The organism is Algoriphagus winogradskyi (genome assembly GCF_900182815.1).
Taxonomy (GTDB): Bacteria; Bacteroidota; Bacteroidia; order Cytophagales; family Cyclobacteriaceae; genus Algoriphagus; species Algoriphagus winogradskyi.
The window spans coordinates 477,844-503,185 of the sequence record NZ_FXUA01000001.1 but is presented as its reverse complement, the minus strand read 5'-3'; the positions used below and the strand labels follow the sequence as shown (position 1 = coordinate 503,185).

27 protein-coding genes are annotated in these 25,342 nt (G+C 39.1%); 12 read left to right on the top strand and 15 right to left on the bottom strand.

The genetic code is table 11. From position 1 onward, the window contains the following. The first annotated feature begins 209 nt into the window (after positions 1–209). Positions 210–920 carry a hypothetical protein gene (locus QOL76_RS02190; RefSeq protein ID WP_283411384.1) on the top strand — a complete coding sequence of 237 codons (711 nt, stop codon included), beginning with the start codon at positions 210–212 and terminating at the stop codon, positions 918–920. Between the two features lie 63 nt (positions 921–983). Here the strand turns inward: QOL76_RS02190 and secG are convergent, their stop codons facing one another. The 5 genes from secG to miaB are packed head-to-tail and all read right to left on the bottom strand — an operon-like array spanning position 984 to position 6,031. After that, a complete protein-coding gene (gene secG, locus QOL76_RS02185; protein WP_283411383.1) occupies positions 984–1,349 on the bottom strand; it encodes a preprotein translocase subunit SecG in 366 nt (121 codons plus the stop codon). 12 nt (positions 1,350–1,361) lie between these two features. Continuing rightward, positions 1,362–2,708, bottom strand: coding sequence for a hypothetical protein (locus QOL76_RS02180; RefSeq protein ID WP_283411382.1), 1,347 nt, complete (start codon positions 2,706–2,708; stop codon positions 1,362–1,364). Positions 2,709–2,743: 35 nt separating this feature from the next. Continuing rightward, the gene (lptE, locus tag QOL76_RS02175; protein WP_283411381.1) at positions 2,744–3,283 is read right to left on the bottom strand and encodes an LPS assembly lipoprotein LptE; all 540 of its coding nucleotides are present in this window, start codon (positions 3,281–3,283) and stop codon (positions 2,744–2,746) included. Beyond that, positions 3,267–4,556: a sigma-54 interaction domain-containing protein gene (locus QOL76_RS02170; RefSeq protein WP_283411809.1), complete on the bottom strand. Its 1,290-nt coding sequence runs from the start codon at positions 4,554–4,556 to the stop codon at positions 3,267–3,269. Before QOL76_RS02170 ends, lptE begins: the two co-directional genes overlap by 17 nt. Continuing rightward, positions 4,556–6,031: a tRNA (N6-isopentenyl adenosine(37)-C2)-methylthiotransferase MiaB gene (gene miaB, locus QOL76_RS02165; RefSeq protein WP_283411380.1), complete on the bottom strand. Its 1,476-nt coding sequence runs from the start codon at positions 6,029–6,031 to the stop codon at positions 4,556–4,558. Before miaB ends, QOL76_RS02170 begins: the two co-directional genes overlap by 1 nt. A 545-nt stretch (positions 6,032–6,576) precedes the next feature. Between miaB and QOL76_RS02160 the strand changes: the two genes are divergently transcribed. Further along, the gene (locus QOL76_RS02160) at positions 6,577–8,262 is read left to right on the top strand and encodes an FISUMP domain-containing protein (protein WP_283411379.1); all 1,686 of its coding nucleotides are present in this window, start codon (positions 6,577–6,579) and stop codon (positions 8,260–8,262) included. A 16-nt stretch (positions 8,263–8,278) separates the two neighbouring features. Here the strand turns inward: QOL76_RS02160 and dinB are convergent, their stop codons facing one another. From dinB to QOL76_RS02145, 3 genes are all read right to left on the bottom strand, one after another. After that, positions 8,279–9,328 (bottom strand): DNA polymerase IV, encoded by a 1,050-nt coding sequence (dinB, locus tag QOL76_RS02155; RefSeq protein WP_377919193.1) that lies wholly within the window; start codon positions 9,326–9,328, stop codon positions 8,279–8,281. 46 nt (positions 9,329–9,374) lie between these two features. After that, positions 9,375–10,625: an anthranilate synthase component I family protein gene (locus QOL76_RS02150; RefSeq protein ID WP_283411377.1), complete on the bottom strand. Its 1,251-nt coding sequence runs from the start codon at positions 10,623–10,625 to the stop codon at positions 9,375–9,377. Positions 10,626–10,687: 62 nt separating this feature from the next. Beyond that, complete coding sequence (locus tag QOL76_RS02145) at positions 10,688–11,410, bottom strand: YceI family protein (RefSeq protein ID WP_283411376.1); 723 nt, start codon at positions 11,408–11,410, stop codon at positions 10,688–10,690. Positions 11,411–11,546: 136 nt separating this feature from the next. Here QOL76_RS02145 and QOL76_RS02140 point away from each other — a divergent pair, with 136 nt between their 5' ends. From QOL76_RS02140 to QOL76_RS02110, 7 genes are all read left to right on the top strand, one after another. Next, positions 11,547–12,059 (top strand): gamma carbonic anhydrase family protein, encoded by a 513-nt coding sequence (locus QOL76_RS02140; protein ID WP_283411808.1) that lies wholly within the window; start codon positions 11,547–11,549, stop codon positions 12,057–12,059. A gap of 98 nt (positions 12,060–12,157) precedes the next feature. Next, positions 12,158–12,670: a hypothetical protein gene (locus QOL76_RS02135; protein ID WP_283411375.1), complete on the top strand. Its 513-nt coding sequence runs from the start codon at positions 12,158–12,160 to the stop codon at positions 12,668–12,670. Positions 12,671–12,787: 117 nt separating this feature from the next. Continuing rightward, positions 12,788–13,501, top strand: coding sequence for an esterase family protein (locus QOL76_RS02130; RefSeq protein WP_283411374.1), 714 nt, complete (start codon positions 12,788–12,790; stop codon positions 13,499–13,501). Positions 13,502–13,522: 21 nt separating this feature from the next. Further along, positions 13,523–14,479, top strand: a complete 957-nt coding sequence (locus QOL76_RS02125; RefSeq protein WP_283411373.1) for an ATP-grasp domain-containing protein — start codon at positions 13,523–13,525, stop codon at positions 14,477–14,479. 24 nt (positions 14,480–14,503) lie between these two features. Further along, positions 14,504–15,622, top strand: a complete 1,119-nt coding sequence (locus tag QOL76_RS02120) for a carboxylate-amine ligase (protein ID WP_283411372.1) — start codon at positions 14,504–14,506, stop codon at positions 15,620–15,622. 43 nt (positions 15,623–15,665) lie between these two features. Then, positions 15,666–16,496, top strand: a complete 831-nt coding sequence (locus QOL76_RS02115) for a type 1 glutamine amidotransferase (protein WP_346771393.1) — start codon at positions 15,666–15,668, stop codon at positions 16,494–16,496. A gap of 6 nt (positions 16,497–16,502) precedes the next feature. Next, entirely contained in the window at positions 16,503–17,693 is a 1,191-nt protein-coding gene (locus tag QOL76_RS02110; RefSeq protein ID WP_283411371.1) for a hypothetical protein, read from the top strand. Between the two features lie 63 nt (positions 17,694–17,756). Here the strand turns inward: QOL76_RS02110 and pyrE are convergent, their stop codons facing one another. Beyond that, entirely contained in the window at positions 17,757–18,401 is a 645-nt protein-coding gene (pyrE, locus tag QOL76_RS02105; protein ID WP_283411370.1) for an orotate phosphoribosyltransferase, read from the bottom strand. A gap of 99 nt (positions 18,402–18,500) precedes the next feature. On the opposite strand from pyrE, the gene QOL76_RS02100 reads away from it, so the two are divergent. Further along, positions 18,501–19,187, top strand: coding sequence for an NUDIX hydrolase (locus QOL76_RS02100; RefSeq protein WP_283411369.1), 687 nt, complete (start codon positions 18,501–18,503; stop codon positions 19,185–19,187). On the opposite strand, the gene coaD is transcribed toward QOL76_RS02100, so the two are convergent. From coaD to QOL76_RS02080, 4 genes are read right to left on the bottom strand one after another with little or no spacing between them, the layout of a single operon-like run. After that, positions 19,175–19,630: a pantetheine-phosphate adenylyltransferase gene (coaD, locus tag QOL76_RS02095; protein WP_283411368.1), complete on the bottom strand. Its 456-nt coding sequence runs from the start codon at positions 19,628–19,630 to the stop codon at positions 19,175–19,177. The genes QOL76_RS02100 and coaD overlap by 13 nt on opposite strands. Before the next feature lie 41 nt (positions 19,631–19,671). After that, a complete protein-coding gene (locus QOL76_RS02090) occupies positions 19,672–20,490 on the bottom strand; it encodes a DUF3822 family protein (protein WP_283411367.1) in 819 nt (272 codons plus the stop codon). An 11-nt stretch (positions 20,491–20,501) separates the two neighbouring features. Continuing rightward, positions 20,502–21,083, bottom strand: a complete 582-nt coding sequence (locus QOL76_RS02085; protein WP_283411366.1) for a hypothetical protein — start codon at positions 21,081–21,083, stop codon at positions 20,502–20,504. 48 nt (positions 21,084–21,131) lie between these two features. After that, positions 21,132–21,641, bottom strand: a complete 510-nt coding sequence (locus QOL76_RS02080; RefSeq protein ID WP_283411365.1) for an NUDIX domain-containing protein — start codon at positions 21,639–21,641, stop codon at positions 21,132–21,134. Between the two features lie 14 nt (positions 21,642–21,655). On the opposite strand from QOL76_RS02080, the gene QOL76_RS02075 reads away from it, so the two are divergent. Together QOL76_RS02075 and QOL76_RS02070 are read left to right on the top strand one after the other, a co-directional pair. Continuing rightward, the gene (locus tag QOL76_RS02075) at positions 21,656–23,119 is read left to right on the top strand and encodes an ATP-dependent DNA helicase (RefSeq protein WP_283411364.1); all 1,464 of its coding nucleotides are present in this window, start codon (positions 21,656–21,658) and stop codon (positions 23,117–23,119) included. Between the two features lie 216 nt (positions 23,120–23,335). Further along, the gene (locus QOL76_RS02070; protein WP_283411363.1) at positions 23,336–23,731 is read left to right on the top strand and encodes a DUF1573 domain-containing protein; all 396 of its coding nucleotides are present in this window, start codon (positions 23,336–23,338) and stop codon (positions 23,729–23,731) included. A 120-nt stretch (positions 23,732–23,851) separates the two neighbouring features. On the opposite strand, the gene QOL76_RS02065 is transcribed toward QOL76_RS02070, so the two are convergent. Together QOL76_RS02065 and QOL76_RS02060 are read right to left on the bottom strand one after the other, a co-directional pair. Continuing rightward, positions 23,852–24,349, bottom strand: a complete 498-nt coding sequence (locus QOL76_RS02065; protein WP_283411362.1) for a GNAT family N-acetyltransferase — start codon at positions 24,347–24,349, stop codon at positions 23,852–23,854. A 552-nt stretch (positions 24,350–24,901) separates the two neighbouring features. Next, positions 24,902–25,234, bottom strand: coding sequence for a cupin domain-containing protein (locus QOL76_RS02060; protein ID WP_283411361.1), 333 nt, complete (start codon positions 25,232–25,234; stop codon positions 24,902–24,904). Between the last annotated feature and the right edge of the window lie 108 nt (positions 25,235–25,342).

The following is a 25,342-nucleotide window of genomic DNA, read 5'->3' as shown; positions in this document are numbered from 1 at the left end:
AAATTCGTTTAAGGTTAGATTAAAATGTAATTGCCTATTAGCACTTCCTGTGCCAAGCAAGGATTCTGGCTAAAGGCTGACAAATCGGCTGTAAAAGCTGGGGAAAATGTGTCCACAGCCAGTTTTTTTTGGCAGGAGAGACTGCCATTTTTGCTCTCATCGCTTCAAATTTGTCAGAAATTCGTAATTTATATCCAAACCTATTCCCTATGACATCACTACCTAAAAACTGGATAACAGAAGGCCTAATAGATTTTGAGTATAAAAAGTATCAATTGTTGGCCTATTTACAGGAAACTAATAAGCATTTTAATGCGATGAAGCTTTATCCTGTCCTTGCAGAATTGATTGATCATTACCGTGATTTGAACGAATTAAAATCAGGTAAGAAAGAGATGGCAAACCTGTTTCCCAAGACCTTAGATTCTATCGACTTTCAAAAAGGAAGGTTGAATTATCAATCAAAGGTCAGCGAGGACGGAATCATGAAAGAACTATCTCTAATCACTGAATTTGCTTTACCCAAGATCACTTCGAAGATAGATGAAGGTAGGGCGATCTATGATTTCGTGGAAGAGCAACTTGAATTTGAGCCGGTCGGGATTGTGCCGATCTATAATCAGGAAGGTTATATATTGATGACCAGAGATAAAAAGCAGGATATTCATGCCTTCCGGTATAAATCTAGTTTACTGCATTTCGCTGGTGAAAAGTTTCGTAGCATTAGCATGTGGCTGGTAGGGGTGTTCCAACGTAGCTTAGTCAATACGTTAGAGCAAATAAAAATGAACCTGGTGCATGAAATCAAGGAGCTGCCAAACCCTGCTACGTGGAGAATTCATAGCCAAAGAGAATTTCCAATAGAAGAGACTTTAGTCCCTATCAGTAAGAGACTTTTGCTTAAGTCTGTCTCACTATAGGTTGAAAACAAGAAAAGTCTGCTCTTTGGGAGCAGACTTTCAAATTCAATAGAACTTTATTGCTTAGTTTCCTGATGTAGTGTCAGGCTCTGAAGTTGCTTCTTCAGTAGTGGCAGGTAGAAGGCTTTCGTCTTCGCCAAAAGTAGGAGCTACCACTTGCTGCTTCGCATTCTCAATATTAGGAGAAGAGAATTGGTTGGACTGTGATCCTGAATAGAATGCAGAAGATGCCAAAGACAATACAAGGATAGAGACTGCCAATACCCAAGTGGCTTTTTCAAGCACATTTCCAGTTCGGGTTACACCCATGATTTGTGAGGCGCTACCACCAAATGCAGCTCCAACTCCACCTTTAGAATTTTGTCCTAGAATCACTAAGATTAGCAATACGGCCAAAATTAGAATAATTGTAATCAATAAAGTAAACATATAATATGGGTGTTAATCTTTCAGTTTTTCAATCAAGTCCGCAAAGTAAGCCCTTTTATCCGGAAACTTCAATACCAACTTCTCATAAATTTCCTTGGATAATTGCTTCTTACCCTGATTGGCAAGAATCTTTGCATAGGATTCAGAAATCATGTTGTCATTAATCTGAGTGCTAGCAGCTGCCAGGTTCTCCGTATTTTGGTTTGCTTCAATTTCTTTTATAGTTGCCAACTTGATGGATTTTTTGCTGAAAGCCTTGATTAGGTCAATTTGCTCCTTCTTTTTCTCATCAAGAATTTCCTTTTTATCCTTCTTTTTGATCATTTCGATCAAATCGTCTTTAGGAGGTTTTCTTCTTCTTGGCTTTGGTTTTGGTGGTTCAGGTTTAGCTTCCACCTCAATAATTTCCGCAATTACTTCCTTCTTTTCTTCAGGTTTTGGAGTAGCCACCTGTGGAGAAGTAGTTGCTACTTCGGTCTTTTCCACCAAAGTTTTGAGCCAAATTCTATTGGGGCTTGTGATCGCTGCATATCCTATAGACCAGGAATTTTCTATGTTGTTTTTTTGAATTTCATAACGTGCTGTGAGTACGTGGGGAATCTGAAAGTATGGGAAATTTTCAGACACTTTTTGCAACTGTAGCATATCGCTGCGATCACAGGAGTCTGATTTTTGAATAATTTCTAAAAACTGGGATGCATTCACTTGAATAGTATTTTTAGATTGATTAGTTGGGAAATATGCGCTAGAGTCAGACGATATGAAGATATCTTGAATGATGGTGAAAATCTCCTCCAATAACTTTTTTTCCATATCGAGGAAAGTAGTCGTCGCTGGATCATAATCCTTGAAAAACGTGAAGTCACTTATTAGCGTCTCCTCTTCGTTTTCCGCATTTATATATTTTACATCAATGACTATAGTTAACCGCATCGTTGCAGCACTAAGATTAAACTTAATCGGTGCACCGCCAAATGCTAAGTTTTGATTATTCTCTCTAGCCTCGATCTCTTTTATCGATTCTAATTTAATTTCTTTTTTACTAATACTTTTTATTAGATCTAGCGTCCTTTTTTCAGGAGCACTTGCTATCTCGTGATTATCTTTTGTTGAATAGACTGTGTCTACGTTATTTTCTATAAGCGCTTTAAGCCAAATTCTATCAGGGCTGTTGATCGCTGCATACCCTCGAGAGAAACTGTTTTTAGAATTATACAGCTGATATTCATGCCTAGCAGTGAGGATATGTGGAATTAGAAAATAAGGGAAGTTTTTCTCTAACTTTTCTAATAGCTCTACCTCATTACTTTCTAACGAATCTTTTTTATGGATTATTTCTAAAAGTTGGGCTGCGTTCAACTGAATATCTCTCTTGTAATCTGAATATAAGCAAATTACCAGTTGGCGACTGTGGCGGTAAAGATATCTTGTATGATATTAGTGAATATTTCGTCGACTAATTCATTTTCAACATCCAAGAACGTAGTCGTTCGTGGATCGTAATCTTGGAAAAAGGTGAATCCTCTTTTTAGATTTTCCTCTTCATTTGTGGTGTTGATATACTCCACTTCCACTACAATAGTCAAACGCATCGTTCCTGCTCGGTCAGGGCGATTTGGATCAGTACTTGTCACTGCGGCCTGTGGAGTAGTGGTGTAGCGAGAAATTGCTCCCATAAACTGCAAGTTTCCATTTGATCTTACGAGTTCCAACTGGGTATTTCTTTGGTAATACTCCTTAAGCGCTTCAGTAAAACGCTGCTCGATATTCGCAGGTCCTCCTCCAGAATCATTGAAGAAATTCTCGACTGTAAAAGTTTTCACTAGGTCATAATCTATATTCGTACCTGTGAAGCTATAGCTTACGGAGCAACTCTGGAATAGAAATAAAGCTAATCCACAAATTAGAATATGGAGTTTACTGGTCAATTTCATATTGTTTGATCTTTCTGTAAAGTGTCCGTTCGGATATGCCTAAATCACCTGCAGCATATTTTCTTTTATTGTTATGCTTGCGCAAAGCTCTTAGAATCATCTCCTTTTCCTTCTTCTCCAGAGATAGTGAATTATCATCTTCCTCATGAATGATGTCTTCGATCGCGTCATCCTCATAGTCATCGTTGTTAACAGAATTTGATTTCTGCGAGTCGAGCACTAATGGAACATAACTTGGATTAGTTTCTGTGCTTTCTGGAGCGCCAAATCCACTATCCATATCCTCGAAAAGGCTTTGATGCTTTTGAATGATAGATTGGTTTAATCCTCCATTTTTGTAGGAATCCAATACTAGTTTTTTCAATTCGTTCATATCCTTTTTCATGTCAAAAAGAACCTTGTATAACAGATCTCTTTCAGAAAAATCTGAAGAATCATTGTTTTTTGACATGTTGGGAAGCGTCATAGGGAGACGAGAATTGTCAGACGGAAGATATCTTGACAAGGTTTCGGCATCTACATCTCGTTCGCTTTCCAAAAGAGAAATTTGCTCAGCAATATTTTTTAATTGACGAATGTTTCCCGGAAAGGAATAACGCATCAAAGCAGCTTGGGCTTCATTGTCTAGTGAAATCGGGCGAACGTGGTATTTCTCTGAAAAATCCGAAGTGAATTTTCTAAAAAGTAAAACTACATCCTCCCCTCGTTCTCTCAATGGTGGGACAAAAATCGGAACTGTATTCAGTCTGTAATAAAGGTCTTCCCGGAACTTCCCTTTTTCTACTGCTTTTAGAAGCTTCACATTGGTAGCAGTGATCACTCGGACATTCGTTTTCAAGACTTTGGAAGAACCCACTTTGATGAATTCTCCATTTTCAAGAACTCGCAGCAATCTAGCCTGAGTGCCAAGAGGCATTTCCCCAATTTCATCGAGGAAGATTGAGCCGCCATCTGTAACCTCAAAGTATCCTTTCCTGGATTCATGAGCGCCTGTGAAAGATCCTTTTTCATGACCAAAAAGTTCCGAATCAATTGTTCCTTCTGGAATCGCACCGCAGTTAATTGCTATGAATTTGCCATGCTTACGAAGGCTTAGCGAATGAATGATCTTCGAAAAGCTCTCTTTACCACTACCACTTTCACCGTTGATCAAAACTGTCATATCGGTGGGAGCTGCTTGCATCGCCACCTGAATTGCGTGATTCAACAGGGGGCTATTTCCAATGATCCCGAAGCGTTGTTTGACGCTTTGTACTTCCGGATTTGTAATCATCATAATTGAGGGTTTATTTCAATTACCTCACCAAAAAGGGTTGCTGGTGTGCAATCAGTAATTTTCACGGTTAAGTAATCACCTTTGGAATAATTACCTGCTGGGACGATTACTACTTTATTTGCTGAGTTCCTTCCTTTGAATTCATCAGCTGATTTTTTAGAGGCGCCTTCGACCAGTATCACTTGCTCCTTGCCCAAATCAAGCCTATTTCTCTCTAAAGAAGATGAACTTTGTTTTTTAATGACCTCAGATAAACGTCTCTTTTTTACTTCCATTGGAATATCATCGACATATTTCTTTGCCGCCAAAGTACCTGGTCTTTCAGAGTAAAAGAACATGTAAGAAAAATCGAATTTGACGATGTCCATCAAGGATAGTGTGTCCTGATGCTCTTCTTCAGTTTCACTGCAAAATCCTGTAATCATATCAGAGGAAATGCCACATTCTTCGCCTAAAATTTCTCGGATTTTGGAAACTCTTTCCAGATACCATTCCCGATCGTAGGTTCTATTCATCAATTCCAACACGCGGGAATTACCACTTTGTGCTGGTAAATGGATGTATTTGCAGATGTTATCGTACTTCTTCATCGTGTACAAGACTTCATCTGTTATGTCCTTTGGATGAGAAGTGGAGAAACGTATTCTTAGAGAGGGATCTACCAAGGCTACCATTTCCAATAAGTTGGCAAAATTGACTACGGTACTTACTTCTTCTTCTTTTTTGTTTAGTCTTGCCTTATTGTTCTCCTCCGGGGACCACTTGTAGCTATCGACATTTTGACCGAGAAGGGTCACTTCCTTGTAGCCTTTAGAGAATAGGTCTTTTGCTTCGGCTACGATGGAATGTGGATCGCGACTTCTTTCTCTACCACGAGTGAAGGGCACTACGCAGAAAGAACACATATTATCACATCCACGCATGATAGAAATGAATGCGGTGATGCCATTGGAATTCAATCGGACAGGGGAGATGTCTGCGTAGGTTTCCTCACGGGAAAGAAATGTATTTACCGCCTTTTGACCTTCTTCTGCAACAGAAAGTAGGTTTGGAAGATCACGATAAGCATCTGGACCAACCACTATATCCACTAGCTTTTCTTCCTCTAGTAGTTTTTCTTTGAGTCGCTCAGCCATGCATCCCAAAACTCCGATTGTGAGTGAAGGTTTAGCTCTTTTGGCTCTTTGAAAATCTGTAAGTCGTTTTCTTACTGTCTGCTCAGCTTTTTCACGGATGGAGCAAGTATTAAGGAAAATAGCATCGGCTTGGTAAAAATCAGAAGTGGTGTCGTATCCTCCTTCTTTCATAATGGAAGCTACTACTTCGGAATCTGCGAAGTTCATCGCACAACCGTAGCTTTCAATATATAGTTTTCGGGTTTTTCCGGTATTCTCATCTACGGTAGTTTTGAAGTCGCACGCTTGTGCTTCTTCCCCTGAGATGATATCAATGTCTGCAATCAAATTATTCATATTTCTAAAATCTGTCTTACGAAGGGCATATGGAATCTCGCAGCGTAACCCCGATAGCTATCGGGAAATGCCAGTGTATGACTTTTGAGTCATGCCTGTCCGCCACAGGCAGGCTCGATTTCATGTAATTTCTTCTTTCCTTCTTTCGGAAGGCGAAATTACGAAAATGCGGACAAAATGGCAGGAATTCTTGGGATTTAGTTTTTTTTAATATTTATAATCTAGCCATATCGATTTCGCATTTATTGTTTATCGAATTAGTAGTAAAAGTATTCTTTATGTCGGTTTATATTTTTTTTAAACCCATTTAATTGTATTTTAAAAATTAAATTTTTAGGAAACTTATATGAAAGTCATTAAGAATATTTTGTTCACATACATAATTGTCATTTTTACGACTGCATTTTTTCAATCATGTGACTCCAAGAATGGAGATAATGACAAGAATCCACAGAATATTAATGATAAATATTTTGAAGGAAAGGATATCCGAGGCAGGATATTACTGCCGGAGGGAATGTCCACAGAAGACCTCGAGGTAATGAATGTATTTTCTAATATTGATGCCTCACCGTATAGTGAGGGGGAATTTGGAGGGTGCTTATACTGCTTTTTTTGCGAGGTATTCCAACTCTGAGGTAGCTTTGATGGGATATTTTTATCCGGGAGCTGCGGATTTTAATATCACTCCAAGAACTACAGCTTTAGCTATGGTGATGATGACTCCTGCAGTAATTTCACTTTCGGATGATGGTAAAAAGTCCTTTATGGCAAAAGCCTTGGCAGATCCTGCTTTTGGCCTTTTAGAATCTGAAATACTTAAAAACCTCGAATTGAAAAAGCCACTTTTTGATGAGACCAACACGGGAATCGCAGCAGCTTTGGTTCAGCTTTTTAGTTCTGCATCGGCGAGGATGGAGGCCGAAGAAAAAGAACTTCCTGTCAATACATTTAAAGCGGGGAACAATTTTACTTTCAATAATAAAGGCTCAGCGGTAACCACAGTAATCGGGATTTACAAAGGTTCAGACCGGGTTGGGAAGGTGGTAGTTGAAGGATTGAAAATCGTTCCGGCTTCTATTCAGGAACTAATAAGTGGCAAAGGTGAAATTGTTAGCGAATCAGGAGATCAACAATTTTTGGTTGAAGGAGAAGGGAATTTCACTTTTAAATATCGAACGGGGCGACCAGGGTCTTCCAGCGGGGCTGAACACGATGAGGCATTCTATGAAAATCTCGGACAGTTTTCATATAATCTATTGCAAACGTTGATTCCAGTTTTGGATCCAAAAGAAAGTTGTAAGAAGACTGTAATATTCAATCTGATTGGTTTGATACACACCTCTACCAATTTCAACAGCAGTACAAGTATTTCGGAGATTTTATATACGGTTCGAAACATCACGATGTCCAATGTGGAGGGACTGATAAAGAACTGCACTTTGGATGGCTTTCTAAATATAGAGTGGTTTGAGTATATGGTTAAGAATTGGAATTTTATTGATAAGGCCTTTGCAGTCATTGCCAACGGTGCAAATACCACGGCCATAGGTGTAGCCTGGATTGCTGCTGAGCCTGAGATTGATGTTTGCTATCTTGCCAACGGAAATCAAGTAGAACTAAATGAAAAATGCTTGGTGACTTTCACAGATCCTCGTGATGGCAATGTTTATAAAATCGTAAAGATCGGTGATCAAACTTGGTTTGCTGAAAATCTTCGATATGCTGGAAATATATCTCAAGTCATCTCCCAGCAAGTCTGGGCTGCGATATGGAATAACAATAGGCCAACTGAAAAGCCTGCTTGGTCTTATTATGGTAATAGTGCTACCAACGATCCGGACTTCGGGAAACTATACAATTGGTTTGCTGTAAATAAAAGTAAATTATGTCCTGAAGGATGGCATATACCCTCTAGTAGTGAGTGGAAAATACTTTCTGATTATTTAGGAGGCGCTGCCGTCGCGGGAGGTAAAATGAAAGCAACGACTATCTGGAAAGGTGAAAATGTTGGAGCAACAAATGAGTCAAATTTCTCTGCACTTCCAGGTGGTGACAGAACGGTAGATAAGGGTTTTGGTAATGGGGGGTATTGGGGTAGCTGGTGGAGCTCTACTTCAATTAATGATTTGAGCGCAATTGGGTATTATTTGGAAAGCAGTAATGCTTCTTTGGGAAAAGACGGTAATATAAAAGGAGATGGGTTTTCATGCCGCTGCCTCAGGGATTGATAAGGGTTGAAATAAATTATTTTGCATCAAAAGGAATTCTCAGCTGCTCACCGAAATGCTGATGTTCTTCTGTGATATTTAGATTCGAGATCCCCAAACCCAACAGACGGATTGATTTTTCGAAGGGTTCTTGAGCCAAGAGTTCTTGGGCTATTTCCCAGATTTGGCTTTCTTCCGGATATTGCTCCTGAGTTTTGCTTCGAGTTTGTTGAGTGAAATCAGCATATTTTATTTTCAGCGTAACAGTTCTTCCTTTTATTCCGGATTTTTTGATTCGTTTGATTAATTCATCATAGATTTTTCTCAGTTCTGCAAGAAGTGCATCAAAGTCAATAAGGTCCTTTTCAAAGGTATTCTCTGCACTGAGTGATTTACGGATTCGATGCGGTTGGACTTCAGAGAGATGAATTCCCCTGACTATGTTGAAATAGTGAATGCCTGATTTCCCAAACTTGCGGGTGAGGTATTGAAGGGAAAACTGCTTTAGGTCCTTTCCATTATGAATTCCTAGACCACTCATTTTTTCGGCAGTTACTTTTCCGATTCCAAAGAATTTTTTGATAGGTAGTTTTTCTAAAAACGCCTCAGCTTCCTCGGGAAGGATTACTGCCTGGCCATTGGGTTTGTTCAGATCAGAAGCTGTTTTGGCTAAAAACTTATTGTAGGAAACGCCTGCCGAAGCATTTAAGCCTGTTCGTTCTTTGATCTTTTGTCTGATCTGCTTAGCTATCAAAATGGCTGATTTCAAGCCTTTTTTGTTTTCCGTCACATCCATAAATGCCTCATCCAGTGAAAGCGGCTCTACCAAGTCTGTGTATTCGTAGAAAATTTCTCGAATCTGACCAGAAATCTCTCGGTATCGATCAAATCTCGCTGGAGCAAATATGAGCTGAGGACACTTTCGAGCAGCCAAGACAGAGGACATGGCTGAATAGACACCGAATTTTCTGGCTTCATAACTAGCTGCCGCGACCACACCTCGAGCAGCATTTCCACCGACTACTAAAGGTTTTCCTCTCCACTCCGGATGATCAAGCTGCTCCACGGAGGCATAAAATGCATCCATGTCCACGTGAATGATTTTCCTTATGGGATTGGGATTTATGTCTTGGTCATTTTCCACTGAGCACTTCCAAAATTGCCTTAGCTTTTAGACTGCATTCATCATATTCTTGTTCGGCGTTCGCATCAAAAGTGATGGCACTGCCAACTCCAAAGTAGAGTTTTTTTACCGCCAGATCTGCGATAATGCTTCTGATTACTACTGAAAAATCAAAGTCTCCATTTTCTTCAATCACTCCAAATGTCCCAGAGAACCAACCTCTTTTAAAGCTTTCCAGCTCTTCGACTATTTCCATCGTACGGATTTTGGGAGCACCAGTCATGCTTCCCATTGGGAAAGAAGCTTGAATGATTTCTGCAAAAGTGGTGTCCTCCTTTAATTCTGATACTATAGTACTGATCATTTGAAAGACTTTTGGAAAAGGATAAATCCCAAAAAGTTCTGTGACTTTGACTGATCCTGTCTTGGAAACCTTGGACAGGTCATTCCGCATCAAATCAGTGATCATTAAGTTTTCAGCTTGTTCCTTTTCGCTATTCCCTAATGTTTCTTTGTTCTGTAAATCTTCGGCTTTGGATACACCTCGTTTGATTGTTCCTTTAATGGGCTGGGCGATAAGTTTGCTTCCTGTTTTTTTCAAAAATCGCTCAGGGGAAGCTGAAATTAACCACTGGGATTTTGCTTTGAATAGGGCTGAAAAGGGCATTGGAGAAAGCTTATTCAAGTTGAAATATGCTGAAATAGGATCCCAATTTTCGAATGTGCCGGTATAGGCTTGGCAAAAATTACTTTCGTAGGTATTTCCCTCAACAATGTGCCTTTGAATGGCTTTTACAGTGTCTGAATAGTTCTCGGGGGTTATTTGTGGTTGGACAGAGCAGTTAGTAAATGGTCTCTCAGGCAGTGTTATCTGTTCGATCTCTTGCCAGAATTCCTCATTTAGTTCAACATCCGAAATCACTTTCTCTCCTAAAAACTTCAATGAAAAGGAGGGTGCAAAAAAGCAAACCTCAGGAAGATCGAAAAATGCAGGATTTTCACTGTTAAGATTTTCTAATTGGTTTTTATAATCATACCCAATAATTCCAACTTTTTTAAAACTGCTAGGTTCATTCCAAATTTCCTTTTTAGATAATTGACTTTTTCCTGCGTAAAAGTGGGTTGCGAAAGGGCCTTCTGGATATTGGTGATTGTTTCCATTCGTATAGGCAAAAAAATCAAAATGATGATCAGCCCATCTGCAAAGCTTTTCAATCCATGATGGATCTGAAATAGGATAGACGTAGGAGTTGTGTTTCATTGATAGCACAAAAAAAGAGGAATCCTGCGAAGAATTCCTCTTTAATGATGAGTTTGTTTTAATTAGTTAGCTTTCACATCTAAGATCAAGCCTACAGAATTGTAGATGAATTTATCTGCTGCCTTATCAGCGACACTTGATTCATCCTGATAAGAAAGTCCCCATTCAGTTCTGTCAATGTTAAAACCAGCCTTTGCTGCTACTGTGCCATTCGTGATGCTTACTGTAGCAGGGAACTTGATGTTTTTGGTTGTTCCTCTCATTGTAAGGTTACCGCTAATCCAATGCGTTGGAGTCTCAGGATTCAATTCAGTTGCTGAAGATGGCGTGTTTTCAGTTTCATATTGTTCCTCTTCGGTGACCGAATCAGAGGAAGTAAATGGTTCTACAGAAGTGATCTCAAATTTCGCTGTTGGATGATTTTCTGCGTCAAAGAAATCTGCAGACTGCAAGTGGCCCGTCAATTTTCCATGCATTTCTGAACCTGCTTCCAAGTCATGTACTTCAAGCTTAGTGATATCAAAAGTGAATTCTCCACCCGTAATATTTTCACCTTGAACAGCCAAAGAGCCATCCACAATAGGAATAATACCATTGTGCTGACCGGTAGGTTTGTAACCTTTCCATTTAATAGCTGTAGCTGATTTGTCAATTGAAAGTGTAGTGCCCTCAGCAGCTGCGACTTCTTGAGCCTCAGAGGTTTCTACTGTTTCTCCGGATTGGCCGCATGCAAATGTTAGCAGTGCAGCCGCTAGAATAAAGCCAGATTGTTTGATAGTTTTCATTGGTGTGAGTTTGGTTTCGAAATTATATGTATATACATGCAAACTCAAAGTTTGCTAAAAAGTTCATTACACAAAAGAAAATGTTAAACTTTGTTTGAGATTTTTTAGAAATCCGGCAACCTTGATGAGAATGAATATGGCATTGCAATTAGAAGTAAATGGGAAAAGCCCTTCTTTCGGAGATGGGTGTTGGCTAGCACCAAACGCAACTATAGTAGGAGATGTGCAGACGGGGGATAATTGTACAATATGGTTCAATGCAGTTGTAAGAGGGGATGTACATGAAATTCGTATTGGGAATGATACAAATATCCAAGATGGTGCAATAATACATTGCACTTATCAAAAGGCAGGTACTTACATTGGTAACCAAGTATCCATTGCCCACAATGCCATAGTTCATGGCTGTACGATCCATGACCGAGTGTTGATTGGAATGGGGGCGATAGTGATGGATGGAGCAATTGTCAACTCAGGTGCGGTGATCGCTGCAGGGGCAGTGGTTTTAGCTAATACTATTGTAGAGGCAAATTCAATTTATGCCGGAATGCCCGCGAAAAAAGTAAAAGATACTGGTATTGAAATGGAGGAGGTGATTTCTAGAACAGCTAAAAACTATCCTATGTATGCAAGTTGGTTTAAAATCTAAATTTAGAATTTAGAGATCAGTTGTGATGACTTAACTTTTAACTTTAGACTAGAATCTTGTAACTTGTACCCAATTCATTTTTGGCAGAACATTTTTCTATGAAAACTATTTTTAAAGAGTTAGAAAAGCCCTTCATTTTGGTTTTGCTTTTTGCCTTGTTTATTACTTTCAATTTCCTGCTGAATCGTTACATGCCACCAAATTTGGCATTGGATTTACGATTTGCCTATTCTGCTCGTGAGGCATTTAATGTTTTACATAGTATGGGAGAAGGCATGAGGCAACAGTATCTCATGGTAATATGGCTTTTGGACACCCCTTACATGGTTTTTTACTTGTTGCTGCTAATTGGGCTTAATTGTAAAGTCTGGAAACAAAAATGTCTGGTAGTTTTGCCTGTTATCACGGTACTATTGGATCTTTTCGAAAACCTCTCAGTTTCAGGATTAATACTAAAATTTCCTGCAGAAAGCGTGACGCTTGGGTACATGGCTTCATTTTTCAGTACCACCAAATGGTTATTTGTGGGGGCATGTTTACTCTATATAATGGTAGGATTGATCCGAAATGCACTGCATAAAATGAGACCAGACCTAGATTTGAATAGGTGATAATTAATCTTTTTTCAGCAACCTAACCCATCTTTCTTTTCTTTTTAGGATATTTTGACTAGTATTTGTAAATGAGAGAAAACCTCTGATTTTTCACTGTTAGTTGAAATTTTATTTATGCAAGAAGAATATTTAAAATGGTTTTCTCCCCACCTGCAGCGGGATGTGGAAATGTTGGTTTTTGGTCATGCTGGCTACCCTGTCGTTGTTTTCCCTACTTCAAAAGGCTCTTTTCATGAAAACCGGGACATGGGTTTAGTGAAATCGGCTCAGTGGTATATAGAGCAAGGACTCATCAAAATTTATTGTCCAATTAGCAATGATGCGGATAGTTTTTACAACAAAAGCATTCACCCACATCAGCGAATTCAGCATCATGTCGCTTATGACAAAATGATTTGTCATGAGATAGTAGAGCGAATCAGATTAAATACCCCTGTGGCTAAGGTGGTTATGGCTGGTTGTAGCTTTGGAGGATATCATGCTGCCAATTTTGCCTTTAGGCATCCCGGCTATGTGAGCCACATGTTTAGTATGTCTGGAGCATTTGATATTCGGAGCTTTATGGATGGCTATCAGCACGATGATATCTTCTATAATAATCCCTTAGAGTATTTGCCAGGGCTTCATGACCAAGAGTTATGGAAAATGGATATCGTTTTGGGAACGTCAAATTGGGATATATGCTTTGATGCGAATATTAAGCTACATGATACACTTAGAGCCAAAAACATCAATCATTGGTTTGATGTAAGGCAAAACCGTCAGCATGATTGGGATGTTTGGAAAGAAATGTTCCCTCATTACCTCAGCAGAATTAAGTTTAATTAGGTCAACTTATTATCATACGATATGAAAAAAATAGGAATACTTTTCGGAATGGAGGACACTTTTCCTCAAGCTTTTATAGATAGGGTAAATCAAAAAGCTGAAAAAGGAATTGTCGCAGAAGCGGTACAAATTGACAAGGTGATCCAAAATCAATTAACAGAGTATGCAGTGATAATTGATAGAATTTCTCAGGATGTCCCTTTCTATAGAGCCTATCTGAAAAACGCTGCCTTAACTGGCACCGCCGTGATCAATAACCCTTTTTGGTGGAGTGCAGATGATAAATTCTTCAACAATGCCCTAGCAGATCAATTGGGAGTACCACTTCCCAAAACAGTGATTTTACCTTCTTCCAAACATCCGGATGATACCACTTCCAAGTCTTTTAGAAATTTGGTAGCTCCTTTAGACTGGGAAGGCATATTTAATTATGTAGGTTTTCCTGCTTATATGAAGCCATATGCTGGAGGAGGCTGGAAAAATGTTTACCGTTTAGAGGATAAGGAGGAGTTTTTTAGAACACACCCAGAAACTGGTCAGTTAGTTATGATGCTTCAGGAGGAAATTGTTTTTGAAGAGTATTTCAGAGTGTATTGTCTTGGTGGAAAAGCCGTCAAAATCATGCCTTACGAACCACGTAATCCACATCATATTAGGTATGTGGTCGATGGGCCACCTTCTTCAAAAAAATTATTGGCAACCGTCAAAGATTATACTTTGCGTCTATGCAAGGGGCTAGGCTATGACTTCAATACGGTAGAATTTGCGGTGAAAGATGGTATTCCCTATGCAATTGATTTTGGAAATCCCGCTCCGGATGCTGACGTGAATTCTGTAGGAGCAGAAAATTTTGAATGGGTGGTAGAAGAAGCTGCGAAAATGGCAATCAGCTATGCCAAAGCGCAGAAACCAGGTAAAATGAATCTCACCTGGGGGACATTTATGAGGGATTCTGTGAGTACTGCCAAGAGGTTCTAAAAAATTTCAGCTTAACGATATAACATGGCTTCATCACTGAAAAAGCTTCCCAAATTTACATTGGGGGTAGAAGAAGAATATCAGATAATAGATCCTGAAACTAGAGATCTTCGTTCTCACATGTCTAAAATTGTGGAGGGGGGAAAGATCACGCTGAAGGAGCAAGTGAAAGCAGAAATGCACCAGTCGGTGGTAGAAGTGGGTACCAATGTTTGCGAAAATGTAGCCCAAGCAAGAGCTGAAGTCTCTTCACTTCGAAATAAAATATCCGAATTAGCCGCTAAACAAGATTTAGTGGTTGGAGCAGCCAGTACTCACCCTTTTGCCAGATGGCAAGATCAGGAGATTACTGATGATCCACGCTACCATGTAATTGTAGACGAGTTAAAAGATATTGCCAGATCTAATCTGATTTTTGGTCTTCATGTTCACGTGGGGATTGATAACAGGGAAATTGCAATTCAGCTGATGAACCAAGCCTGTTATTTTCTGCCACATATTTATGCGCTGACAACAAATTCACCTTTTTGGGAGGGTAGAAATACAGGCTTTAAGGCATTTAGAGCAAAGATATTTGCCAAATTTCCGCGGACTGGGTTACCCGAATATTTTGATTCTGTACAGTCTTATGATAATTATCTGGAGACTTTGGTCAAAACGAACTGCATAGACAATCCCAAGAAAATATGGTGGGATCTACGGATTCATCCATTTTTCAGCACTATTGAATTCCGCATTTGCGACATGTGTCTCACTGTAGATGAGACTACTTGTATCGTTGCTTTAATTCAAGCTGTAGTTGCTAAACTCTATAAGCTTCTTTTGAGCAACACTAGTTTTAATATTTATAGAATAGCGCTGATCCGAGAAAATAAGTTTCGCGCAGCAAGGAATGGTATTGAAGGGAAGCTTATTGATTTTGGAAGGAAAATAGAAGTCCCTACTTCCGAATTGATCATGGAGCTTTTGGATTTTATAGACGACGTGGTGGATGAATTGGATAGTCGATCCGAAATCGATTATGTGCATCAAATCCTTAAAAATGGAACTGGGGCAGATCAACAATTAGCAGTTTTTAATCAAACTCAAGATTTGAAAAAGGTAGTAGATATGATCACTTCAAAGTTTAACGAAGGGATTTAAGGGCTTTTATTACCTTTGCGAGCGAAAAATAACATTAGGCAACGTGGGAAAGAAAAAATTGAACTTGGCGATCTTGGATATGTACGATGGCGAGCCAAATCAGGGGATGCGTTGTATCAAGGAGATAGTGGCTAGATTCGATAGCCAGTTAACCTACAAGGTATTTGACGTGAGAGGCAAAGCCGAAATACCAGAAATCCGTGATTATGATCTCTTTATATCCACCGGTGGACCAGGAAATCCAATGGATGGAGATGGTCATTGGGATTTAAAATATTTTGATTTTTTGGACCAGATATGGATCTGGAACCAAAATCATAATCATAAGAAATACATTCTCTTCATTTGTCATTCCTTCCAAATGGCCTGTAGGCACTTTGGATTAGGCACCCTTACTAAGAGAAAATCTACTTCTTTCGGAGTAATGTCAGTTCATAAGACAGCCGATGGACACAAGGATTCCTTGCTGCAAAATCTGGATAATCCTTTCTGGGCGATAGATTCCCGAGATTATCAAGTGATTCAGCCTGATTTAAAGAAATTCAAGGTCCTTGGAGCTAAAATTATTGCGCTGGAGAAGATTCGTGATCATGTGGAATATGAGCGGGCAATTATGGCTATTCGGTTTTCTCCAGAAATGGTAGGAACGCAATTCCACCCTGAAGCGGATCCTATAAGCTTCTTGGCGCATTTGAAAAAGGCTGAAGTCAAAGAAAAAATTATTGCGGTAAAGGGTAAAATTAAGTTTAGGAGAATGCTGGAGCATTTGGTAGATGAAGATAAAATCTACAAAACCAACGAGACGCTCATTCCAAATTTCCTTGAGCAATCGATCCAATTAGTAAAGGCTTCCAAATCTCTTACTTTAATTTAAAACGCCATGATTGAATCCTTGAGAGCTCAATTTAATAGGGAATTTTCTGTTGAGAAATATCAGGATTTCCTTGCCGATATAGCTGCGGACTTCAATTATGCGCCAACTTTCAGAGTAGCAGAAACCCCATTTTTCATTCCAAATGAGCTGAAAAAGCAATTGGAAGAAGCCTGTCTGGAAGTTTGTGATTTCGTAGGAAAACCAGACTTCAAAGCCCTTACTCAGCGGGCAATCGATCTAAATACTGAGGTTCCCCATGAAGATGCCCATACCCAATTTATGGCTATCGATTTTGGGATTTGTGAAGAAAACGGAAACATAGTGCCCAAACTTATCGAAGTGCAGGGCTTTCCTTCCATTTTCAATTTTCAATTCAATCTTTACCAAAAATTTCAAAAGCAGTATCCATTTATTGGTGAATTGACGCCTTATTTATCTGGGATGGATGCAGATCGATATTTGGAGAAACTGAAGGAAGTTGTTTTCAATGGACATGATAGTTCAGAAGTGGTTTTGCTGGAGATAGAGCCGGAAAAACAGAATACCAAGATAGACTTTTACTATTGCCGCAGAGATTTAGGAATTCCAGTCATTTGCGTCACTGATGTAATTAAAGAGGGAAATCAACTTTTTTATAAAGATGAATCCGGTACAAAAATTCATATCAAGCGAATTTATAATCGAGTGATTTTTGATGAGCTGGACTTGCGCAAAGACTTGAAATTGCAGTTCAGTTTTCAAGATAATTTGGATGTAGAATGGGCTGGGCATCCCAATTGGTACACTAGGATTTCGAAGTTTATACTGCCCCATCTTCAGGGGAAATATTTTATAGAAACCAAGTTGCTTAGTGAGATAGACGAGATTCCTGAGGATCTGGAGAATTATGTATTAAAGCCTTTGTTTTCCTTTTCAGGCTCAGGAGTGATTTTTAATGTGGAAAAAGAGGATATAGAGCAAGTGAAGGACAAGGATCTGTATATACTTCAGAAAAAAGTAGCTTATGCTCCTGTGATTCAGTCTCCCGATGGCAAGGTGAAAGTTGAAGTAAGGATTTTGGTTTTGTGGCCAGAAAAGGACGAGAAGCCCTCTTTGGTGGGAAACCTGGCCAGACTTAGCCGCGGGGAGATGATTGGTGTAAAATTTAATAAAGATAAAGACTGGGTTGGAGGATCAATTGGTCTTTTTGAAAAGTAGGAAAGGGACTATAAAACAAAAAATGGCAGTGATTTCTCACTGCCATTTTTTTATTTCTATAGCTTATTGCTTCCAAACCGATGGGTCTTTTCTCCATTCCGAAAGAGACTCCAGTGTATCATCTGTAATGTATTTTCTCTGCACAGCCATAGGGAGCATGGCTTCATAATGACTAAGGCAAACAAGTTTCACACCTGCCTTATCGAAGTTTTGAGTAGCCACATCAAATCCGTAGCTGAAAATGGCCACCATTCCCAGTACCTCAAACCCTGCGTCTAACAAATCTTGCGTTGCTTTGAGAGAACTTCCCCCTGTTGAGACCAAGTCTTCTACCACCACTACCTTTTGGCCCGGTACCACCTTTCCTTCTATCATGTTCTCCATTCCATGGCCTTTTGCTTTCGAGCGTACATAGATGAATGGCAAATCAAGATCATTGGCAAGTAAAGCTCCTTGGGGAATACCAGCGGTAGCTACTCCTGCAATTGCTTCCACAGTTGGGAAATAATGTTGAATGCTCCTGATCAACTGCTCTTTGATCATGGTGCGAACCTTTGGAAAAGACAATGAAAGTCTGTTGTCACAATAAATAGGGGATTTCCAGCCTGAAGCCCAGGTGAAAGGTTTTTCAGGTTGAAGTCTTATCGCCTGAATCTCCAATAATTTATCAGCTACTTCAGCAGCTACATTCGCGTCTAAAATTTCCATGTAGCAAAAATAAGAGATAAACTTAGCCTAAGGTTGTAGCAAGTGAAAAAAATATGCACTTTTGACTAATTGCAACCACGCCAAAATCTTTGATTCATCATGAGAATCTTTGTGAATGACAAACCTTTTGATCTGATAAGCTACGAAGAATTGAACCCTTCTAAGTCTTACGAAACAGTTTATTCTGATATGGAGGAGCTTCCTGCACATTTGCCTTGGAAAGATGATGTGCTTTTTCATGAGCCTTCGCATGATTTGATCATTAGGTTATTGTATATCCTGCGCACCAGAAAGCTCAAAGATCTGGATTCGATCACTTTGGTGACTAAGGATAAAGCAGCACTGAAAAAGTTTGTAAAGAGTCGTTTTTCAATTATTAAAGCTGCAGGCGGTATCGTATCCAAAAAGGATAAAATGCTCCTCATTTTTAGATTAGGGAAGTGGGATTTCCCTAAAGGAAAATTTGAAAAAGGAGAGACTCCAAAGCAATGTGCTTTACGTGAAGTGGAAGAGGAGTGTGCTGTGAAAGTGAAAGCGGGCAAGAAGATCTGCAATACTTGGCATACCTACACCCAAGACAGAAAAAGCATCCTAAAGAAGACCTATTGGTTTGAGATGGATTGCGTCAGCGATGTCGACATGACGCCGCAAAAAGAAGAGGGAATAGATGATATCAGATGGTTTTTTGAGGCTGATGCAAAAATAGCCTTAATCAATTCCTATCCTTCGATGCGGTATCTCTTCAAGCAATTTATAAAGAGCCACCTGAAACCTCAGACATTATAAGGAAGGAATTCGGTGACGTCTCCGCCGAATCGATGAACTTCCCGAATAATGGTCGAACTAATCGCAGCATATCTTGGAGAGGTAATCAGAAATACCGTCTCCAATTCAGCATTGAGGTAGCGATTCATTTGACTAATCGTATTTTCGTACTCAAAATCGGTAGTATTTCTCAATCCCCTAATTAGAAATTTAGCGTCATGCTTTTTGGCTAGGGTGGAGGTAAGTTCGTTGTAGACAATCACTTTTACTCCAGGAATGTTTTCATACACACTCTCCACCTTATTCACCATATCATCTATTTCAAAATACCTGGATTTTTTAGTAGAGTTATAGCCAATTCCGATAATTACTTCGTCAAACAAGTTTAGACTCCTCATCACTATGTCGTGATGACCAAGTGTATAAGGATCAAAGGAACCAGGGAAAATGGCTATTTTTTTCATGTCAATAGTTTCTTTATTCACTTGACTCATGAGTATTTTGCTTAATCAAATTGCCAATTAGTTTCAAATAGATTGACAGATTTCAAATGTTTGAAACCATGCGTGTAATTTTGATTGGCATGAGGACTCAGGAGTCTAAAATGATGAAAATATTCTTTTCCCCATTCTTCAGTAATCCCGCTTTCAGAAGTAGCCCCAAAAAGGCTGATGCGTACGTGATTTCTATCAAATTTCAATTGCTCAATGAAAATCAATGCATACTTCAAGATATCTGCATTAGAATCTATAGAGAACATGTTGAAAGCAGTAAGTTCTTGGTTCGAAAAAGCTGCAGCATAAATTTGATTTCCAAATATGCTGATCAAAATTTCCTGTCCAATCAAATTGAACCTCTCTTTGAAGAGATAAGATAAAAAGGATACAGAACCATGATGAAAAGTCAATTCTGAAAAACGTGCTTGAAGAGATTTTTTCAGTTTTCCTTCTATTCCAGATAAAACCTGAAGGTTATTGCTGTCCAGAGGTGTGTTGAAATAGCTTGTGTTAGTATGTTGTTCGCTTGCAAACGACAAATAGGTAGCCTCTTCACCAGGTTGGAATAAAACTCCCGGAACTAGGCTAAAAATAGGATGATGTAGATAGATCGTAGCAGGAATGTCATTTTTCAACAAGTGATCAGATATCACCAGCTGTTCTAATGAATTCCAGTTGAAATTCAAATATTCGTGGATACAAATATTTGTATTGTTCTTATCCTTCGCGAAGATGAATAAAGAATCGGGATACAAAAAAAGTGATAGGCTTGATGCATCTTCCACATCAAACCTATCACTTTTGAATACTTTGAGGTTACTTTCCAAAATAGGAGGTTTTATTTCCAGTTACCTTCGGTAGAGGCGTCTGTTCTTGAACCTACTTTCAGAGCTTTCTCATTATTGTTAAGTCTTCTATCTGGGTTGATTGGAGCAGGATCTCTAATCTCAAATACAGAGATTTCATAGGAGTTTCTTTCCACCTTGTCTGCAAAGAATTCAAACTGTTTCCCTCCAGAACCTGGTACTATTACCAAGGCGTCAAGGTTGAAATCAGGATATTTTCTTTCATTAAATAAAGAATCAATAACAGGTACAGAACCCAAAGTATCGAACTCTACTGATACTTCTTCTGCGCCATAATCTAGCACCTTAGTAGTTTCAGTTCTTTGTACAAGCCAGATTTGACCAGTTTGGATGAAATTCTTTAATTCATTCCAGTTTGCAGCATACCTTCCATTAGAAGCTTGAAATGCGAGTTCTGCATCTCTTAGCATTTGTAATTTTTCGATTATTGCTGCCTCTGTACGTGCAATTCTTTTTTCGTCCTCAACTACGTCGTCAACACCTTTCCAGAGAAGGTAGCCAAGACCAATTGCCACTACGAAGAAGACCAAGGATAGTACTTTTGATAAATTCATTTGATAAATTTTTAAGAATCTGGGTAAGGTTGAAGGTTATAAATCGTGCTATTTTAGAGAATTATTTCCAAAATTAAAATATCCTCGCAACAATACTAAGTCCTCTAGTGATTTTATTCCCCAAAAGATTTGATGAAGGGCTTCATTAGGCAATGATCGGATTTCATTTATGTCCATCCACCTGATTTCTTCGATAATTTGAGAATCTGGATAAAGCTCAGGATCCGTTCCTAGTGTGAATTTCCCTCCAATTTTCTCCACGAGAAAGAAATGTTCCATCGCGTGAAGTGGTGTTGCCAGGTATTCGTTAACGAAAAGATAGGCTTTTACTTCTACATCTAAGCCAGTTTCCTCAGAAAACTCTCGTTTTAAATTTTCTGAAGCACTAAATCCAAAATGCATTCCACCGCCTGGTACAGACCATAGTACTCTGCCGTTTCCCATTAAATGTTTGATCATCAAGATTTTTTCTTCCTCTATCAAAATACCATTTACACGTGATCTGAGTTGATTTCCAAACTTTGATTCGATTTCCTTGCTGATTTTGTCTTTTGGCATTTACATTCGTTTGTATGAGTAAAGATAATGAGTCACTGCCGAGACCCTCGACATTGCTGAGTAAATATTTCCCTTTTGAGCCTACCACAGGTCAGGCTACCTTTTTCTCTAAGATGAATAAGTTTCTTCTTATGGAGCCTGAGCAAAAGCCGACTTTCGTCTTACGTGGGTATGCCGGTACGGGGAAGACTTCTGTTATTTCTGCTTTAGTGAAAGCACTTCCCAAATTATCCATGCGTTCCCTTTTGCTTGCTCCAACTGGACGTGCGGCAAAAGTTATGAGTAATTACAGCGGACGTGCTGCATACACCATTCATAAGATTATTTATAAACCCAAGGCGGAAGATGGAAGTTTGGGTGGAGGATTTATTCTTCAAAAGAATTATTACAAGGACACCGTCTTTATCATAGACGAATCCTCCATGCTGGCAGATGATGGAGGAATGTCAGGAAATCTGCTCGGGGATTTGATCAGCTTTGTTTTCCATGGGCAAAATAATCGATTGATCTTGGTTGGAGATACTGCGCAATTACCTCCTGTGGGTAGTGATTTTAGTCCTGCGTTGGAAGCAGATTATCTATTGAGACATTTTCGCCTGGAAGCTGACTTTATCGAACTGACAGAAGTAATGCGTCAGCGATTAGAATCAGGGATTCTATATAATGCCACTAACCTCCGGCATCAGTTGCAGCTGGAGAAGCAGGAGATACAGATCAGTACCAGTCAATTTAAAGATATGTTTAAAATGACCGGAGAGCGTCTGGAGGATGGATTGAGGTATGCGTATGATAAGTTTAGTACAGAGAACACGACCATCATCACCCGTTCCAATAAAGCTGCGGTCCAATACAACCTCTACATCAGGCGTACCATCCATTTTTTTGATGATGAAATAAGCTCAGGAGATTTGCTGATGATAGTTAAGAATAATTATACCTATATGGCTGAGTCGGAAAAGGTGAATTTTCTGGCTAATGGTGATATGGCTGAGGTAATGAAAATCCGCTCTTTTGAAGAATTCTACGGTTTGCGATTTGCAACCTTGGAGCTGAGGTTGTTGGATTATCCAGAAGAGCCCCACTTTGAGGCTAAAGTGATCCTTGATACGCTATATTCTCCCAGTCCTTCTTTGACTCGCGAGCAGTATAGAAGCTTGTATCAGCAGGTATCGGAAGATTATGCGGATGTCGCCAGCAAAGTAGAGCGAAAGGAATTGATAAGGAAAGATCCTTTTCTAAATGCCTTGCAAATCAAGTTTGCTTATGCATTGACTTGCCATAAAGCTCAAGGTGGACAGTGGAAAGCTGTTTTTGTAGATCAGGGGTATCTTCCAGAAAATCAGGTCGATAAGGATTTTACAAGGTGGCTGTATACTGCGATGACTAGAGCTACAGAAGAACTCTATCTTGTGAATTTCGCACCAGTTTTTTTCGTAAAACCAAAAGAGATAGAGGGTTCTGATTTGGAAAGTTTTTAAATTAAATCTGCATTTAATAAACTTTTGGCAAGGTATTTTCATTTTAATACATCCAACAGCTTTAAAATCCGTTATTTTGAAGTTGATACAAAAAATTGAATATTTGAAGACCAAATAATAGCCATGAAATCGAGCATGGCAGTTATCGTCACACAGTAGGATAGTCATAAACCATGTGAGAGTTCATATGACCATTGAAAATAAAATATATAACAGATGAAAAAATTAGGATTTCTATTAACTGTATTTGCTTTGGTGTTTGCATTTAATGCAAACGCTCAGGAACAAAGTGGCGCGGTAATTACTTTCAAAGAAAAATCTATAGATTTTGGTGATATCACGCAGGGAGATAAAGTAGAGCATACCTTTGAATTGACAAATTCTGGAACCACTCCACTGATTATTTCAAATGTCGCAGTCACCTGTGGATGTACTGCCACAAGCTGGCCTAAGGAGCCAATCGCTCCAGGTAAATCTTCTGAGATCAAAGTTTCCTTCAATTCTGCTGGAAAAATGGGCAAGCAGAATTCAGTTGTGAGGATCTATTCCAATGCTTCTGAGCCAATAGAAAAAGTTTCTCTGATTTCAAACGTACTTCCAAAAACAAAGTAATCAGTAATTGAAAAACCATACTTACAGCCTCTTGAGAAATCAAGAGGCTTTTTTTGATCCGTACCTACAGTGAGGGGGAGAGGTCCTAGTCAAGATAACGATTGACAGTTCGTAGTTTTTTTAATCAATTCCAATTATTCTACTTCTGCGTTCTAATAATACGGTGTCTCGCCATATTCCATTCATTTTACCTATTTTTTCTCTATGTCCAATTTTTCTAAATCCGTGTTCTTCATGAATTTTTAAACTTGCAATATTTTCAGGAAATATGCTTGCCTGCAATGTCCATAGTTTTTCGTTTTCACTTTCAGTAATTAATTTCTCAAGTAATTTAGTTCCTATTTTTTGTCCACGATATTTGTTAGCGACGTAAACACTAACTTCGGCAACACCAGCATAAACACATCGTCCAGAAACTGCAGATAGAGCCGCCCAACCAACAATTTCATTGTCAATTTCTGCAACAATTCTACAGGATTTAATATGTCCGTTGTTCCACTCGTCCCAAGTAGGTATTTCTTGCTGAAAGGTTGCGTTGCCTGTTTCAATACCTTGTCTATATATTTCAGCAACGTTTGTCCAGTCGTCTGCCGTCATAGGTCTATAAATTAATTTCATTTCTTTCTTATGAATTATTTGTTGCTACTGTGTCGGTTTATACAATACCCACCAATCTAGCTGGCTTTGGCTTGCGAGGGATTTTGAAACTAATACTTTGTGTGTTAGGCCTGATTTGAGTGATAATGATTTCATTTTTAAGTTGCCACGCCACCATTTAGGTAGTTAACATCTGCCTTGAATAGTGAATATATACCAAAAAGATGATCGTTCCAACGGGTGAAATGCGGAGCATTCATGAACATTATAGAATATAAATAAATCGTGAAGAAAGTGCTTTAAACGCGGAATTCACGATTAAAATAAGGGTAGGCTGGTATCCGAAACTAAGGAACTAGGGAAGATCGTTATCTGTATGATTTACCGTGAAAGTTTGAGTGATCAGAAAATATCCTGTAGACCCTTTGCATAGCCTTATCTTAAATGTAATTGGTAAGGGAAAGCTGGTGCCAAGAGCGACTACCTGCTTCGGGAAGGCCATTGTAGGGTGATGTGAGAGACGCACGGTGGGCTTATGACTTAAGACCGTTCAATAGACTAGCGGGTTGTTGTTTATTTATTTTTTTCAAACCACTTGACAATTGAAGGCATATTTCTCTCAAAACCACCCGGGATAAAGAAGTTAAGAACTCCACACATTTCTGTTGTCTTGTTTGCAAAGTCGTGAATAGTTTTTGCCGGTATTCTTAAAAAAGTTCCTTTTTCGACATCTACCCATTTGTTTCCAACCAGTATGGAGGTTGTTCCTTCAATTCCATAAAACACTTCATCATTGTCCTCGTGTTGGTGAGCACCAGGTCCATCAGAGTTTGGTTCAAGCCACCATTCCGAAATACTGTATTTGTCATCACTTTCGTTTTCATCTACCTTAAATACAGCTGTCATTGACCCGCAGTTATACGTTCTGCCTTCGCCCGCTTTTAAGATAATGGTATCCGATTTATTATTTTTATGCTCCATTTTATTTTATGCTCTCCTCTAATTAGTTTGAAT

Coding starts and splice junctions, on each gene's coding strand:
- QOL76_RS02190 (WP_283411384.1), top strand. CDS start 210: ATGACATCACTACCTAAAAACTGGATAACAGAAGGCCTAATAGATTTT.
- secG (WP_283411383.1), bottom strand. CDS start 1,349: ATGTTTACTTTATTGATTACAATTATTCTAATTTTGGCCGTATTGCTA.
- lptE (WP_283411381.1), bottom strand. CDS start 3,283: ATGAAATTGACCAGTAAACTCCATATTCTAATTTGTGGATTAGCTTTA.
- QOL76_RS02170 (WP_283411809.1), bottom strand. CDS start 4,556: ATGATTACAAATCCGGAAGTACAAAGCGTCAAACAACGCTTCGGGATC.
- miaB (WP_283411380.1), bottom strand. CDS start 6,031: ATGAATAATTTGATTGCAGACATTGATATCATCTCAGGGGAAGAAGCA.
- QOL76_RS02160 (WP_283411379.1), top strand. CDS start 6,577: ATGTATTTTCTAATATTGATGCCTCACCGTATAGTGAGGGGGAATTTG.
- dinB (WP_377919193.1), bottom strand. CDS start 9,328: ATGGATGCATTTTATGCCTCCGTGGAGCAGCTTGATCATCCGGAGTGG.
- QOL76_RS02150 (WP_283411377.1), bottom strand. CDS start 10,625: ATGAAACACAACTCCTACGTCTATCCTATTTCAGATCCATCATGGATT.
- QOL76_RS02145 (WP_283411376.1), bottom strand. CDS start 11,410: ATGAAAACTATCAAACAATCTGGCTTTATTCTAGCGGCTGCACTGCTA.
- QOL76_RS02140 (WP_283411808.1), top strand. CDS start 11,547: ATGGCATTGCAATTAGAAGTAAATGGGAAAAGCCCTTCTTTCGGAGAT.
- QOL76_RS02135 (WP_283411375.1), top strand. CDS start 12,158: ATGAAAACTATTTTTAAAGAGTTAGAAAAGCCCTTCATTTTGGTTTTG.
- QOL76_RS02130 (WP_283411374.1), top strand. CDS start 12,788: ATGCAAGAAGAATATTTAAAATGGTTTTCTCCCCACCTGCAGCGGGAT.
- QOL76_RS02125 (WP_283411373.1), top strand. CDS start 13,523: ATGAAAAAAATAGGAATACTTTTCGGAATGGAGGACACTTTTCCTCAA.
- QOL76_RS02120 (WP_283411372.1), top strand. CDS start 14,504: ATGGCTTCATCACTGAAAAAGCTTCCCAAATTTACATTGGGGGTAGAA.
- QOL76_RS02110 (WP_283411371.1), top strand. CDS start 16,503: ATGATTGAATCCTTGAGAGCTCAATTTAATAGGGAATTTTCTGTTGAG.
- pyrE (WP_283411370.1), bottom strand. CDS start 18,401: ATGGAAATTTTAGACGCGAATGTAGCTGCTGAAGTAGCTGATAAATTA.
- QOL76_RS02100 (WP_283411369.1), top strand. CDS start 18,501: ATGAGAATCTTTGTGAATGACAAACCTTTTGATCTGATAAGCTACGAA.
- coaD (WP_283411368.1), bottom strand. CDS start 19,630: ATGAAAAAAATAGCCATTTTCCCTGGTTCCTTTGATCCTTATACACTT.
- QOL76_RS02085 (WP_283411366.1), bottom strand. CDS start 21,083: ATGAATTTATCAAAAGTACTATCCTTGGTCTTCTTCGTAGTGGCAATT.
- QOL76_RS02080 (WP_283411365.1), bottom strand. CDS start 21,641: ATGCCAAAAGACAAAATCAGCAAGGAAATCGAATCAAAGTTTGGAAAT.
- QOL76_RS02075 (WP_283411364.1), top strand. CDS start 21,656: ATGAGTAAAGATAATGAGTCACTGCCGAGACCCTCGACATTGCTGAGT.
- QOL76_RS02070 (WP_283411363.1), top strand. CDS start 23,336: ATGAAAAAATTAGGATTTCTATTAACTGTATTTGCTTTGGTGTTTGCA.
- QOL76_RS02065 (WP_283411362.1), bottom strand. CDS start 24,349: ATGAAATTAATTTATAGACCTATGACGGCAGACGACTGGACAAACGTT.
- QOL76_RS02060 (WP_283411361.1), bottom strand. CDS start 25,234: ATGACAGCTGTATTTAAGGTAGATGAAAACGAAAGTGATGACAAATAC.